General features: G+C 65.6%; 10 protein-coding genes. 1 reads left to right on the top strand and 9 read right to left on the bottom strand.

Translation table 11 applies throughout. From position 1 onward, the window contains the following. Positions 1–21: 21 nt before the first annotated feature. The 9 genes from CT676_RS29875 to CT676_RS29835 form a co-directional block, all read right to left on the bottom strand. Complete coding sequence (locus CT676_RS29875; RefSeq protein WP_085400028.1) at positions 22–1,683, bottom strand: tannase/feruloyl esterase family alpha/beta hydrolase; 1,662 nt, start codon at positions 1,681–1,683, stop codon at positions 22–24. A gap of 96 nt (positions 1,684–1,779) precedes the next feature. Further along, entirely contained in the window at positions 1,780–3,234 is a 1,455-nt protein-coding gene (locus CT676_RS29870; protein WP_085400026.1) for a GntP family permease, read from the bottom strand. 3 nt (positions 3,235–3,237) lie between these two features. Continuing rightward, entirely contained in the window at positions 3,238–4,257 is a 1,020-nt protein-coding gene (locus CT676_RS29865) for a patatin-like phospholipase family protein (RefSeq protein WP_085400024.1), read from the bottom strand. A gap of 111 nt (positions 4,258–4,368) precedes the next feature. Further along, the gene (gene serA / locus CT676_RS29860; protein ID WP_085400059.1) at positions 4,369–5,613 is read right to left on the bottom strand and encodes a phosphoglycerate dehydrogenase; all 1,245 of its coding nucleotides are present in this window, start codon (positions 5,611–5,613) and stop codon (positions 4,369–4,371) included. 120 nt (positions 5,614–5,733) lie between these two features. Further along, on the bottom strand, positions 5,734–6,966 hold the full coding sequence (locus CT676_RS29855; RefSeq protein WP_085400023.1) for a rhodanese-like domain-containing protein: 1,233 nt from the start codon (positions 6,964–6,966) through the stop codon (positions 5,734–5,736). A gap of 73 nt (positions 6,967–7,039) precedes the next feature. Then, the gene (locus CT676_RS29850; RefSeq protein ID WP_085400021.1) at positions 7,040–8,221 is read right to left on the bottom strand and encodes a PepSY-associated TM helix domain-containing protein; all 1,182 of its coding nucleotides are present in this window, start codon (positions 8,219–8,221) and stop codon (positions 7,040–7,042) included. Next, on the bottom strand, positions 8,214–9,239 hold the full coding sequence (locus tag CT676_RS29845; RefSeq protein ID WP_085400019.1) for an extracellular solute-binding protein: 1,026 nt from the start codon (positions 9,237–9,239) through the stop codon (positions 8,214–8,216). The genes CT676_RS29850 and CT676_RS29845 overlap by 8 nt, the downstream gene beginning before the upstream one ends. Positions 9,240–9,241: 2 nt before the next feature. After that, complete coding sequence (locus CT676_RS29840) at positions 9,242–11,578, bottom strand: TonB-dependent siderophore receptor (RefSeq protein WP_085400018.1); 2,337 nt, start codon at positions 11,576–11,578, stop codon at positions 9,242–9,244. 202 nt (positions 11,579–11,780) lie between these two features. After that, positions 11,781–12,665, bottom strand: coding sequence for a dihydrodipicolinate synthase family protein (locus CT676_RS29835; protein ID WP_085400057.1), 885 nt, complete (start codon positions 12,663–12,665; stop codon positions 11,781–11,783). A gap of 179 nt (positions 12,666–12,844) precedes the next feature. Here CT676_RS29835 and CT676_RS29830 point away from each other — a divergent pair, with 179 nt between their 5' ends. Next, the gene (locus CT676_RS29830) at positions 12,845–14,257 is read left to right on the top strand and encodes an FAD-binding oxidoreductase (protein WP_085400016.1); all 1,413 of its coding nucleotides are present in this window, start codon (positions 12,845–12,847) and stop codon (positions 14,255–14,257) included. Positions 14,258–14,259: the final 2 nt, after the last annotated feature.

Genomic DNA, 14,259 nt, shown 5'->3' with positions numbered 1-14,259 from the left:
CGGGAGAGGTGAAGAGCCGCCTCACGGCGCGCAGGTGAAGCTGGACGCCTCCGTGACCGGGCCGCTCTTGTAACGCGGCCAGGACGGCCAGCGGCACAGCGGCATCGCGCGCAACACGGCAAACGACGGCGCCTCGACCTTCTGCTCGCTAACTTCGAGATCGCCGGGCGCCTTGCCCTTCTCGACCCAGTCGACCAATGCGCTCAGCATGTCGACATTGGCCGGCGCGCCGGAGCCGACATGGTCGACGCCGGGGGCGGTGTAGAGCCGCGCGAATTCCGCCGTCTCGGCCTTGCCGAGCTTGCGCTCGACGCTTTCGAAATAGCGGATGCCGGCATAGGGGCTCTGCGCATAGTCGGCCATGTGCTCGAGCATGATCAGCCGGCCGCCGCGTCCGCGAAAACGGCTGAGATCCGGATCGGTCGAATCCATCAGGCTCGAGACCTCTAGCAGCCGCGCCTTGTGCTCCTCGACCTTGTAGGTGGTGACGTCGAGCTTGGGATCGCGTGCGAACACATGTTGAATGCCGCCGGCGCCGTAGATCCAGGCGATGCCGTTGTTGGGGGCAGGCGGCTGCGCGGGTGGCGCTGTGCCAAGCCACCACGCCACCCAGCCACCGGTCGGTCCGATCGCCGCCGCATCCTCGCCCGACACGCCCCAGCCCGGATAATCGTCGAGCCCGTTGGCGAGCGCGAACGGGAATTTGTAGGTCCCGTGCAGCGTGTTCACGGCCTTGATCTGTGCATCGGTGAGGCACTGATCGCCGCTCTGGCCCGCCGCACAACGCAGCGTCTCGACCTTGAACGCTGCCTTGCAGGCTACGGGGTCCTGCACCAGCGCATTATCGGAGCCGTCGGCCTTGTCGCAAGCCTGCCGCACGGAATCGGCCACGAGCTTGACCTGCGCCGGATTGATCCAGCCCTCGCCCATGGTCGCGAGCCCCGAGCGCGTGCCGGCATGCTGCAGGCCGACCCAGTTGATCACGGGCACGCGGGCGAAGATGCCATCGAAATCATCAGGGTAACGCTGCGCCATGGTGAGGCCTTCGCGGCCGCCCTCGGACGAGCCCATGAAGTACATTTTTTCCGGCTTCTTGCCGTATGTGCGCTCCATCAGCCCAACCGCGGCGTCGCGCACCTTCTTGTAGGCACGGTGGGCGAAATTCTCGAAGGCTTCGTCATTCAGCGCGAACAGTTGCGGCGGCTCGCCTGGCTTGGACTCATGGCCGGAATCGGTGCCGTAGGTGACGAAGCCGCGCGCCAGCGGCGACGGCTTGTCGAACGGATAGGCCGGCGGCAGCCCAAGGCCGGTGATCAGCACGCCGTTAAAGCCCCCACCGCCATACTGAACGGAGCGCCCGTTCCATTCGACGGGAAGGTTGACCTGGAATTTAATCGGCGGCGCCTTGGGATCGGTTGGGTCGATGTGACCCAGCACCTTGCAGAAACCGGGATTGGCCGGCGTGATGCGCCCAGACGGCGTCGGCCCGCGCTCGGCGACAGCCAGTTGCGACGGCGCCAGCAATGTCGCGGAAACGATCTTCACGGCATCGGCGCCGCCAGCGAGGCTTTTGCAGACCATCTCCGCATCCTCCGCCAGCGTCGCCGCCGACACGGCATTCGCACTCAGCGCGACCGCCGCACCCACGAGCAATGCACACCGCTTCGCGTTCTTTCGCGTCATCGTTTCCACCCTGGCTTTCCCTATTTTTGTATCCGACGGTTGGCCGCATTCAATGCAACCTTCGCCCTTCCGTCAATCGCTTGCGCTGGCCTTCCTTCAGAACGATCCCAGCGCGCTGCCCAGGGCGATCACAGCCACCAGCGCCAGCAGCGACGTCGCGATGCCGACCATCACGATGTCGAAATAGCTGTCGCGGTGCGTCAGGCCGCAGATCGCGAGCAGGCTGACCACTGCGCCATTGTGCGGCAGGATGTCGAGCGTCCCCGAGCCGATCACCGCGACGCGGTGCATCAACGCAGGGGCGATGCCGGTGCGCGCGGCGAGCTCGACATAGGTCTGGCCGAGCGCGTCCAGCGCAATGGTCAGGCCGCCTGACGCCGACCCGGTCAGCGCGGCCAGGATGTTGGTCGCAACCGCTAGCGAGACCAGGGGTCCGCCTTCGATCGCAAGCACCCAGTCGCGCACGATCGTGAACGCCGGCAGCGAGGCGACGACCGCGCCGAACCCGACGAGGCTGGCGACGCTGAACGCGGGCAGGACGGATGCATTGGCCCCGGCGTCCATGGTGCGGCGAAGCGCCGGCAGGCGGGCCCGGTTCAGCACGATGGTCGTGACGATGGCCGCAGTCAGCGCGACCGCGACCGACCACACGCCTGCGACGGCCGCGAGCGTCGTTTCACCAAAACGCTGCTCGGCGAGATAGCTGACATCGAGCCGCGGCAGCACCACGAGCGACATCACCAAATTCACGATGACGACCACGATCAGCGGCGCGATCGCACTCCACACGGGCGACGGCCGCTCGCTGCGCTGACCGTGCTGGAGTTCCGCCGGATCGAACTCGCGCGCGGTCGTGGCGCGCTCGCGCACGAGCTCGTCGGCGGCGGCGCGCTCGGTCGCGCCCTCGATGTCGTCGCCATAGCCTTCTCCGGCGCGGCGCGCTGCGGCTTCAGCGCGGTGCAGCCACCACAACCCTGTCACGAGCATGATGAGCGAGGCGATGATGCCGAGACCTGGCGCTGCGAACGGCGTCGTGCCGAAGAACGGCATCGGGATCGCATTCTGGATCGACGGCGTGCCCGGCAAGGCCGACATGGTGAAGGTCGACGTCCCCAGCACAATCGCAGCCGGGATCAGGCGACGCGGGATCGAAGCCGCGTGAAACAGCGAGCGGGCCATGGGGACGATGACGAAAAATGCAACGAACAGGCTGACGCCGCCATAGGTCACCGCGGCACCGGCGAGCACCACCGCCAGGATCACGCGACGCTCGCCGAGGCGCTCCGCCATGAAGGCGGCGACCGACGTGACCGCGCCGCTATCGTCCATCAGCTTGCCGAAGACCGCGCCAAGCAGGAAGATCGGGAAGAACTGGGCCAGAAATCCCGCCGCATGCACCATGAACACCTGGGTCAGGTTCGCAAGCAGCGGCTCGCCGCCGAACAACGCGGCAACGAGCGCTGCAAACGGCGCCAGCAGAAGCACGCTCCAGCCGCGAAAAGCGAACAGGACGAGCAGGGCGAGCCCGACGAGGAGGCCGAGAAGACCCATGTCTCAGCACTCCGACAGCAGGACGTCGAGATCGGCGGTCGATTGCCGGCCGATGTCGGCACCGTGCGCGGCGAGAAACGCGTCCGCGGCCAGGCGCCCCTCGGCGCGCAGCATCGAGACGAACTCCCATTCGGCGTTGAGCTTGGATGACGCGCCGAACTTCGCCAGCATGTCGCTCTTGACGCGGTGGGTCCGCATCTTTGCCCAGCGCGCGCCCTCGCCGCTGCCGGGGTCGGCCGCCTGGCGCAGCAGCGCGATCATGCGCAATTCCTTCATCAGGGGTGAATTGAACGAAATCTCGTTCAATCGATTGAGAATCTCCGCAGCCGTCCGCGGCTCTTCGAGCGTTTCGGTCGGATTGATCTGCACCAGGATCGTGTCGTGCGCATCGCTTTCGCGAATGAGCGGCGTGATCGTGGGGTTGCCGGCGAAGCCGCCGTCCCAATAGGGCTCGCCGTCGATGTCGATCGCGCGGAACATGGTCGGCAGGCAGGCCGATGCCAACAGCACGTCCGCCGTGATCTCGGCATTGCGGAAGATGCGGCCACGGCCGGTGCGCACCCGCGTCGCGGTGACGAACAGCTTTATTGGCGAGCTCGCGAGCCGCTCGAAATCGATGCTCTCGGCCAGCACCGCGCGCAGCGGATTGTAGCCTGTCGGATTGAGATCGTAGGGCGACAGCACGCGCGACATCAAATCGGTGAGGATGTAGAAGGGCGACGTATCGAGCGTCCAGCGCCCCATCAGTCGATCGAGCGGCGAGCGCTGGAGCGGACTAAAGGCGGCAGCCTTCGAAACGCGGCGCCAGTATTTTTCGAGCGCGTCGCGCGCGCCCTCGGCGCCACCCGCGATCCACCCGTCTGCGAGCACGGCCGCATTCATCGCGCCCGCGGAGGTGCCGGAGATCGCGGCGATGGTGAGCCACTTCTCTTCCAGAAGACGGTCGAGCACGCCCCAGGTGAAGGCGCCGTGCGAGCCGCCTCCTTGAAGCGCGAGATCGATCAGTACGGCGTCCCGTTCCATGGCGGCACCCACGCAACTGAAGCTCAAATTCGACGCGATTTGTCACACGCCGAGAATAACGACAGTTTAGAGAACCTTGGCAGCGTAATGCAACTGGAACGTGACGCCGGCCTAGTGCTCGAACACCAGCCGCGCGCCGACCGTTCCGTCGAGCGCGCGGATCTGCTGAAGCAATGCATCTGAATCCTGGCCTGCCAGGTCGGCGTCGAGCACGACGTAGCCGAGGTCGCCGGCAGTCTCCAGGTATTGCGCGACAATGTTGATGTCGCGCTGGAGAAAGACCTCGTTCAGCCGCCTCAGCATGCCCGGCACGTTGCGATGGACATGGCTGAAGCGCGCACCGGCGGGACGTAAGTGCAGTTGCACCTCCGGGAAGTTCACCGCGCCCATGGTCGATCCCGTGATGAAATAGTCGACCAGTTTTCGCGCGACTTCCCCGCCGATGCGCTCTTGTGCTTCCTCGGTCGAGCCGCCGATATGCGGGGTGAGGATGACGTTCTCGAGGCCCTGCACCGGGCTCGTGAAGCGATCCGAGTTCGAGGACGGCTCGACCGGAAACACGTCAATGGCTGCGCCGGCGAGATGGCCGTCGCGCAAGGCGCCGGCGAGCGCATCGAGATCGACCACGGTGCCGCGGCTATTGTTGATCAGGAACGAGCCTGATTTCATCGCCCGCAGCTCCGTCTCGCCGATCATGCCTGCGGTCTCCGGCGTCTCGGGCACGTGAAGGCTGACGACATCGCTCTGCGCCAGCAGCTCTTCCAGCTTCTCGACCGGCTCGGTGTTGCCGTGGCGCAGCTTGTCGGTGCGGTCGAAATAGATCACGCGCATGCCGATCGCTTCGGCCAGCGTCGACAGCTGCGAGCCGATATTGCCGTAGCCGATGATGCCGAGCGTGCGGCCGCGCACCTCGCGGCTGCCGGTCGCCGACTTGTCCCAGCCGCCCTCATGCGCCGACACCGAACGCGGGAAGATGCGCCGCAGCAGCATCACGATCTCGCCGATCACGAGCTCGGCGACGCTGCGCGTGTTGGAGAACGGCGCGTTGAACACGGGAATGCCGCGCTTGCGGGCCGCCAGGAGATCGACCTGGTTGGTGCCGACGCTGAAGCAGCCGACCGCGAGAAGCCCGTCCGCGGCCGCGAGCACCTCATCGGTTATCTGGGTGCGCGAGCGGATGCCGAGCAGCGACACGCCCTTCAGCGCGCGCCGCAGGTCTTCGCCGTCCAGCGCCTTGGTCAACCGCTCGACATTGGTGAAGCCCGCGCTCCGGAACAGGTCGACAGCGCTGTCATTGACGCCTTCGAGCAACAGCGCCTTCGCGTTCCGCTCGGGGCTTTGGCCTGGGGCTGGCATGGAATCTCCGTAGGTCACAGCTTTGCCGCAGCTCATAGACCGCGGGGGAGATGCAGCACAATAGGGTTTGGATATGGGGAGAAGATGGCGGGGCGGTAAGTGTTTACGGTGGCCGCCCAGTCAAATGACGTAAAACCCGTGCGTACCGTCGAGCCGGAGTTGCTCGACGAGACCGTATTCCCAGTCGAGATAGGCCTGCATCGCGCGCTCGGCGACGTCAGTGCCCTCATAGGGCCGGCGGTAGCGATGCGCCGGGTCGGGCTTGGGCAGCACGCGCGGCGGGCCGACCTCGAGCTCACCCCCGTAACCGCCTTCGAGCACATAGACCTCCCAGCCCATCTGCGCGAGCCATGACGCCGTCATGTCGGCACGCACGCCCTGGTCGTCGGTCAAGAGGATGCGCGCGCCGCGCACGGGCGCGGCCATGTCGGTTTCCTGGACGAGCTGGCCGCCGGGGTAATGACGGAAGCCGGGGAAATGGCCGGCCGCAAATTCCTCTGAGTCGCGCACGTCGAAACGATAGAGCGTGCGATCGGTCTGCGCTGCGAGTGCCTTCGCCTCGTTCGCGCCGATGTGGCGAACACCGGCGCGATAGGCGACGTCGCGGGCATTGGCCGGGCCGCCCTCGAACGGCCCGATCGCGCCACGCCTGTCGGCACCGTGATCGAGCGTGTGCCGCGCCAGCGTCCAGCCGATGGTACCGTTGCGCAGCGCCCGCACTTTGTTGGGCACGCCGGCATTGATCAGCGACTGCGTGCCGATGATCGAGCGCGTGCGCCCGGCGCAATTGACGATGATGGTGGTCTCAGGGTCGGGCGCGGCCTGCCCTGCCCGCAGTACCAGCTCAGCACCGGGCACGCTGACCGAGCCCGGAATGTTCATGGTCGCATATTCGTCGAAGCGGCGGACGTCGAGGATGGCGATGTTGGCCCTGTCCGCGATCAGCTTTGCCACTTCGTCGGCGCTGAACGACGGCGTGTGCCGCCGCGCCTCGACCAGCTCGCCGAATGCCTTGGAATAGGAATTGACGTCCTCGAACACCTGATAGCCCGCCGCGCGCCAGCCCTTCAGCCCGCCGTCAAGCGCACGGACATTGCTGTAGCCGAGCGCGGCAAGCCGCTCGGCGCCGGTTGCAACAAGTCCCTCGGCATCATCATAGAGCACGATCGCGACGTCCTTGCGCGGCAACCGCAGCTCGGCCTCGATCGCGATCCGGTCCGCGGCCATGTTGGCGGCAAACAGCGGATGGCCGGTGGCGAAGCCGGCCTCGTACCTGAGATCAAGCAGCGCGATCTCCTCGCGGAGCAGCAGCGCGCGGCGGATATCGGCGGGGGTGACGGTGGGGAGTTTCATGGCGTGAACCCTGGCAAGTACGGCCAAGGGCTTTTGAACGATTGCCGCGCGCTTGGCTAGCCTTCGCGACCGTTCACTCGCCCGGAACCAGCCGCCCGAGCGGCGGCGGCGCGGGACGCCGCAGCCTGCGGCGCGACAGATAAAGCAAAATGCCGGTGACCGAGAACAGCGGCATCAATGCTGCTGCAATCATGAAGGCGAGCTTGCCGGGCCAGCCCAGGAACGCGCCGCGATGGATGTCGAGCACGCTCGCGATGATCTTCTCGCCAAACGTCTTGTCGGCATAGCGCTCCGCCGAGATCACCTGCCCCGTGACCGCATCCACGCGGAATTCGTCACGCGTGGTATCGAGCGTCGAATCCTTCGGCCACGACCGGATCCGGATGACCGTGCCGGGTCCGGCGGGCAGCGTCAGCAGCGCTTTGGAGAAACGATCGCCCTCCTCGTGCTGGAGCGTCGACCAGGCACGATCAAATCCCACCGCCTGAACCGGCTCAGGACGCCCTGCCGCACGCGGCTGCTTCGGCTGCATCTTCGCGGCGGCAACGTGCGGGCGCGACAACAGCCAGACGACGCCGTCCTTGTACCAGTCGAACGAGTACCACAGCCCAGTCAGCGTCATCACCAGATAGACCGGCAGCACCCAGGTGCCGATGACGGCGTGCAGCGAACGGTGCAGTCCGCGGCCGCTGAGTCCGAGATTGGGTTTCAGCCACATCTTCACGCTGCCGGCGCGGCGCGGCCAGCGCAGCACGAGGCCCGAGATGAGCATGACGATCAGACCGAGCGCGGCAATGCCGGTGATCTGGCGTCCCCAGCCCTTGGCATCGCCGGGGATCAGCAGCCAGCGATGCAGCCTGCGGACGGTCGCGAAGAACTCCTCGCCACGCGGCGCACCCAGCACGTGCGCGTCGTAGGGATCGACATAGAGCGATGTCGGCCGCGCGCCCTGCTCGTCGCGCGCGAAGCGGACACGCACCGCCGCGGCCGGATCGCTCGACAGCGTGACGGCCGAGACCTTGCCGAGGTCCTGCCCCGCCTTGAGCCGGGCCACCAGTTCGTCCGGCATCAACGCCGGCACCTGGCGCGGCGCGACCTGCATGATACCGCTATTCAGATAGTCGCCGATCTCGTCCTCGAAGCTCATGATCGCGCCGGTCAGCGCGATCAAGGCCAGCAGCAGCGCAAGCACGAGGCCCGCGATCGAGTGAATCTGGTGCAGAGCGGCCTTGATGTAATGCCCCACCCTACTCATCGAAGCCAACCTTCTTGATAAGCGAGATCGCGGCCTGCTGACGTGCGGCGATCTGGTCGATCGAAATTGCATCGGCGATGAACGTGCCCATTTCGGCAACGATCGGTGCACGCTCCGCTGCTGCAAGCACGGGGTATTCCAACTCGGCAGCGGCAAAGATCCGCTGCGCTGCCGGCGTGACAAGGAATTCGAGGAATTGTCGCGCCAACGCCGGATGCGGCGCCTGTTTCGCGATGGCCGCGCCGGTGAGGTTCACATGCGTGCCGCCGCCCTTGAATGTCGATGGCACCGCCTTGACCTCCATCGCCCAGGCACGCCAGTCGGCCCCTTCGCGTCCGTCGCGCAATTGCGCCAATGCCACGGTGTTGCCGATGCCGATCTTGCACGCGCCTTGTGCGATCTCGCGGATCACGTCGTTGTCCTTGCGATCAGGCTTGTGGGCGAGATTGGCCTTCAGGCCGGCGAGCCAGGCCTCCGTCGCGGCCTCGCCGTGATGGACGAGATAGGCCGCAACCAGCGCGACATTGTTCTGATGCAGCGGCGAGCGTATGCAGAGCTTGCCGCGCCATTGCGGACTCGCGAGGTCTTCGTAGTCGACAGCCGCAAGGGCATCGTCCCTGCGCGCCATCACGACGCGGGGGCGTATGGCGAGCGCAATCCACTGTCCGCCGCCTCGCAGATTTGCCGGCACAGCTTGCTCGATCCGCGTCGACGACATCGCCTGCGTCAGGCCGCTGACGGCAGGCTGCGTGGTCTTGTCCAGCCCGATCGTCAACAGGACATCGGCGGGCGATGCGGCGCCTTCCGACGTAAGTCGCTTGACGAGGCCGTCCTCGACGAAGACGATTTTCACCTTGACGCCGCTGGCTTCCGTGAAGGCCGCAACGACAGGCTCGACCAGGGCAGCCTCCCTGGTCGAATAGAGCGTGATTTCCTCGGCGCGGCTCGCACCTGTGGCAGCGAGGCAGGCAGACGCCGCCGCGATCAGGACCGCGATGGCTTTGTGCCGCACCGCCATCGCTAGAACTTCACCGTTGCCGACAGCGACACGCGGCGCGCATCGCCGATCGCGACGTTCAGATTGTTGACGGCGGAGGGATAATAGACGGTGTCGAACAGGTTTTTGACGTTGAGCTGATAGATCACCGGCGTGTTCTGGTATTTCGTCTCATAGGTCGCGAAAATATCGGCGACCACATAGGACGGCAAGAAGAAGCTGTTGATCGCATCACCGGGACGATCGCCGACATAGCGCGCGCCGCCGCCGAGGCGGAGCTGTCCCGGCAGAGCCGTGCCGAAGTCGTAGACCAGATAGAGCGAGGCCGTGTTCAGCGCGACGTTCTGCAGCTTCATGCCGTAGAGCGACCGATCTTCGGATGCCGTCACCCGCGCGTCGGTATAGCCATAGCTGCCGATCAGGGCCCAACTGTCGGTGAGCCTGCCGGTCACGTCCAGCTCGACGCCGCGCGAGCGGGCGCGGCCGACGGTATGGAGTTCCACCACGCCAGCGCTGTTCGTCTTCGTCGTCTGCACGTTCTTCTTGTCGAGATCGTAGAGCGCCAGCGTACCGGAGATACGCTTGTTCAGATCGAACTTCACGCCGGTCTCGTATGACACGCCTTCTTCGGGCGCGACATTGGAATCGATCACGATGCCGATCGGCGCGATGGTCGAGTTGGGCTTCAGCGATTCGGTGTAGCTCACATACAGCGAGATCTCGTCGGTCAGCTTGAAGATGGCGCCGCCGAGGGGAAGCACCTTGTCCTGGGACACGTTGGTATTGGTGTAGAACAGTGCCTTCCCGCGCCCGGCGATCTGATCGTAGTCCATGTAGCGCGCGCCGCCGACCAGCGCGAACCGCTCGGTCAAATGCAGCGTATCCTGGACGAACAGCGACCACTGTCCGAGCTTGTCGGTCTGGGCGCTGTCACCGGGCACCACGGTCGTGCCCGGCCCGACCAACCCATAGACCGGATTGTAGATGTTGATGGCGGGCGTTGCTTGCCGGATCAGGCTATCGCGGTAGATGGTGCGATACTGGCCGTCGCCGCCGAACACCACCTCGTTGCGCATGTTGCCGAGCCAGAAGCTGCCCGAGACGTAGGATGTTCCGTAGCTGACATTGCTGAGCGAGCCGCGCGTGCCGTCATTGCTGCGCGTCTCCGCACCGGTCGTGAAGTTGATGCCGGTGATGCGGAGCTGGTTGGCGCTGAAGGTCTCGGTGTTGTAGCTGTAGCCAGCGTAGAGCTTCCAGTCCTGGTTGAAGCGGTGCTCGACCGAGGCCTGCAACAGGTCCGACGTGCCCCATGTGTTGTTGAAAGGTTCGTCGAGCCGGCGGTCGGCGGGAACCGCCAGCGGCGCTTTCGTCACCGGATTGAACGCCGTGCCGCGATCGAACGGATAGATGAACTCGCGATGCTCGTAGTTGAGCTGGACCGTGGTGTCCTGGCCGTACCAGGCCAGCGACGGTGCGACCAGCATCTCGCGGTGACGGCCGAAATTGCGCCAGTAATCCTCGCTGACGCCGTAGCCGATGAAGCGATAGGCAAGGCCCTGATCGCCGATCGGACCGGTAACATCGAGCAGGCCGTCGGCGCCGGTTTTCGAGGCACTGAATGTCGAGCCGAGCAGCGTGACCGAGCCGTGCTGATAGAGCTCCGGCCGCTTGCTGATGGTGTTGACGATGCCGCCGGGATCCATGATGCCGTAGAGCAGCGAGGCCGGCCCCTTCAGCACCTCGACGCTTTCGACCGCGGGATTGAAGCTGCGGCCCTGCACCAGCGGCATGCCGTTGCGCATGATCGAACCATCACGATTATCGCCGAAGCCGCGGCGGATCACCGCGTCCTGGCTGCCGGCGAGCGTGTTGGTCTGGGTGATGCCGGAGACATTGATGAGCGCATCGTCGATGTTCCGCGGGAGCTGGTCCTTCAACACCTGCTCAGGCACGACGTTGACCGCCTGCGAGGTATCGAGGGGCGATGCGCCGCTGCGCAGCGTGGTCGAACTCGGCATCGCGCGGTAACCGAGCTTGGCAGCCTGCTGCGCGGCGGCCGCCGCTGCTGCACGTTCCGATATTGTCGGTGCTGCTGGTGTGGCGGCATTCCGGCTGCGCTGGCGCGCGGCGGCTTGCGTCCGGCGCTGGGGCGATTCGGATGCGCGGGCCGGTTTCGGCCGCTGCACCGGCGCTTCCACTGTCACCGGCGGCAGCGCTGACTGCGCCTGCGCGGTCGTCGTGTTCGAGGGGGATTCGACGAGCAGCACCGCTGCGCCGAGGAGAAGACCTGCACGGCTCTTGCCGGCATGATGACGATGGCCGCTGACGCGTTGGCCATCCACGGGGGCACGCACTTTCATTCCACTTCAAGTCAAGAACATTGAAGTGTGCGCCTGTAACAGTCGGCGGGATCGAAGAGAACCGTAGGCGAGCTTGAATCGCTCTAGTGTTGAATCGTTCTAAGCGCATCAGCGCACTAAGCGGCAATTACCGATTGACGTCGCAGGGATCGCAACACGCTGCACGCGAATTCGCGACAACGTGTCACGAAAGTTTCGCATCTCACGCGATGGCAGGAGCAATCAGCTCGTCAATCTTTCGCTTGAGCGCTGCGCCATCGGACGAGGCACGGAATGGCGGGCGCACGCGCAGCCAGCCCGCGTCGCCCGTCTGTGCGGCGAGGATTGCCTTCAGCGTCGCAAGGAACGACGGCGTGTTCAGCACGACATCGGTCGCGGCTTGCATGCGCGCCTCGACGTCCTTGCCATCAACCATGCCCTTGACCAGCTCGGGCACGACGTTGGCCATGCCGCAGATGGTGCCGGCGCCGCCGGCGGCGATCGCGCGGGTGATGTCGGCTTCGTTGCCGACGGTGATGGCGAGATCGGGAGCAGCACTACGGAACGCCTGGAACTGCTTGAAGTCGCCGCTGGAGTCCTTCAGGCCCGCAACCACCTCGCCGTAACGCTTGCGCAAGTTTGCCGCGACACCGGTCGGGATCGCAACGCCGGAGACCTGCGGGATGTGATAGAGCGAGGCGCGCAGGCGATCGTCGGCGACGCCGTCGATGATCGCAGCAAAAGCATCCTCGATGCCTTCGGGCGTGACACCACGGTCGAAATAGGGCGGCAGATACAGCACGTGGCGCAGGCCGAGGCCGAGCACGGTGCGCGTCAGCGCGATGCTGTCGGTGATGGCGGGAAAGCCGCCGCCGATGCCGATCCGCTCAGGCGCGACGCCGGCCTTGAGCACGGCCTCGATGGTCGCGACACGCTCGGTGACATTGAAGGAGGTGCCCTCGCCGGTGGTGCCGAACAGCACGACGCCATCGACGCCCTTACTGAAGAGCTGCCTAGCGTGGGCGGCGAGCTTGGCGGAGTCCACGCTGCCATCCGTCGCCAGCGGCGTCGCCGACGCCACCCAGAACCCGCGAATTGCCTCCGTCATCTCACCACCCATTAGCTGCGGTCCCGGACTAAACCCCTGATCTCGAACGATCTTAGGAAGCCTTCCGAGCCTTGTTTTTGCTTTACTTTTTATGTTGTACCTTACATACAAGGCGGACGCAAATCCTTTCCACCATCACGGCGCGCATGAGACGCAGCCAGATTCCGAGGAGGTCTCGCATGAACATGGTGAGCCCCATTGAGCGTCCCGATCAGTTGCTCGGCGCCTTGCGCGACAAGCTCGGCGCGGCCGCCGTGCTTGTTGGCACCGACGTGCCGGCGCGCAATTGCAACGACTGGAGCGCGAGCCTGCCACAAGCGCCGCTTGCGGTGATCCGACCGGTCGATGCGCAAGGCGTTGCCGATGCGATTGGGACCTGCCGGCAGGCGCGACTGCCCTTCGTGCCGCAGGGTGGATTGACCGGGCTGTGCCGCGGCGCATCGCCCGAAGCAGGCTGGGTCGCGATCTCGCTCGAGCGCATGACCGGCATCGAGGAGATCGATCGGGCGTCAATGACGATGACGGTGAAATCGGGCACGCCGCTGGAGACGATCCAGAAGGCCGCGGACGAAGCCGGTTTCTTCTTTCCGCTCGACCTCGGCTCGCGCGGCTCCTGCGCGATCGGCGGCAATCTCTCCACCAATGCCGGCGGCAACCGCGTGATCCGCTACGGCATGACGCGCGAACTGGTGCTCGGCCTGGAGGTGGTGCTGCCCGACGGCACCATCATCACCAGCCTCAACAAGCTGATGAAGAACAACGCGGGCTATGACCTCAAGCATCTCTTCATCGGCTCCGAAGGCACGCTCGGCATCATCACCCGCGTGGTGTTGCGGCTGTTCCCGAAACCGCGCTCGACCATGGCGGCGCTGTGCGCGCTGAAGGACTATGCCGCGGTGATCGACTTGCTCGGTGCCGCGCGCAGCGGGCTCGGCCCGCTGCTGTCGGCCTTCGAGGTGATGTGGCCGGATTACTGGGACGTGATCACGAATCGCGCCGGCGTGAAGCCGCCGGTCGCCGCAGGCCACGGTCTCTACGTGCTCGTCGAGGCCCAAGGCACCGACGAGAGCCTGGATGCACCGCGTTTCCAGGCCTGGCTCGAAGAGCTGATGGAGCGCGGGCTGCTCGCAGATGCCGCCGTGGCGCAATCGCTGGCGCAGACGCAGGCGTTCTGGCGCGTGCGCGACATCTGCGCCGAGTTCGGCCAGGTGCTGGGCCCGCACATCTCCTACGACATCGGGCTTGCGGTGGCGCGCATGGACGAATTCGTCACGCGCTGCAAGGCCGCGTTGGCCTCCGGCATCAAGGGGTGCGAGAGCGTCTATTACGGCCATATCGGCGACGGCAATCTGCATCTCGTGTCCTGGGTCACCGGTCTTTCCGTCGAGCAGCAGCCGAAGGAAGAGATGGACGCGATCATCTACGGTCTGGTGCGCGAGCTGGGCGGCAGCGTCTCCGCCGAGCACGGCATCGGCACGCTGAAGAAGAAGTGGCTGGGCCATGCCAGGAGCGAAGCCGAGATCGCGTTGATGCGGACGCTGAAGGCCGCGCTCGACCCCGATCACCTGCTCAATCCCGGCAAGGTGATCTGAGA

Source organism: Bradyrhizobium sp. MOS001, assembly GCF_004634465.1.
Classification (GTDB): domain Bacteria; phylum Pseudomonadota; class Alphaproteobacteria; order Rhizobiales; family Xanthobacteraceae; genus Bradyrhizobium; species Bradyrhizobium barranii.
The sequence above is the reverse complement of the archived record's forward strand: the minus strand, read 5'-3'. Positions and strand labels throughout refer to the sequence as shown.

Excerpts from the sequence above, each read along its gene's own strand:
- CT676_RS29865 (WP_085400024.1), bottom strand. The coding sequence starts at position 4,257 with ATGGAACGGGACGCCGTACTGATCGATCTCGCGCTTCAAGGAGGCGGC.
- CT676_RS29870 (WP_085400026.1), bottom strand. The coding sequence starts at position 3,234 with ATGGGTCTTCTCGGCCTCCTCGTCGGGCTCGCCCTGCTCGTCCTGTTC.
- CT676_RS29830 (WP_085400016.1), top strand. The coding sequence starts at position 12,845 with ATGAACATGGTGAGCCCCATTGAGCGTCCCGATCAGTTGCTCGGCGCC.
- CT676_RS29835 (WP_085400057.1), bottom strand. The coding sequence starts at position 12,665 with ATGACGGAGGCAATTCGCGGGTTCTGGGTGGCGTCGGCGACGCCGCTG.
- serA (WP_085400059.1), bottom strand. The coding sequence starts at position 5,613 with ATGCCAGCCCCAGGCCAAAGCCCCGAGCGGAACGCGAAGGCGCTGTTG.
- CT676_RS29875 (WP_085400028.1), bottom strand. The coding sequence starts at position 1,683 with ATGACGCGAAAGAACGCGAAGCGGTGTGCATTGCTCGTGGGTGCGGCG.
- CT676_RS29850 (WP_085400021.1), bottom strand. The coding sequence starts at position 8,221 with ATGAGTAGGGTGGGGCATTACATCAAGGCCGCTCTGCACCAGATTCAC.
- CT676_RS29855 (WP_085400023.1), bottom strand. The coding sequence starts at position 6,966 with ATGAAACTCCCCACCGTCACCCCCGCCGATATCCGCCGCGCGCTGCTG.
- CT676_RS29845 (WP_085400019.1), bottom strand. The coding sequence starts at position 9,239 with ATGGCGGTGCGGCACAAAGCCATCGCGGTCCTGATCGCGGCGGCGTCT.
- CT676_RS29840 (WP_085400018.1), bottom strand. The coding sequence starts at position 11,578 with ATGAAAGTGCGTGCCCCCGTGGATGGCCAACGCGTCAGCGGCCATCGT.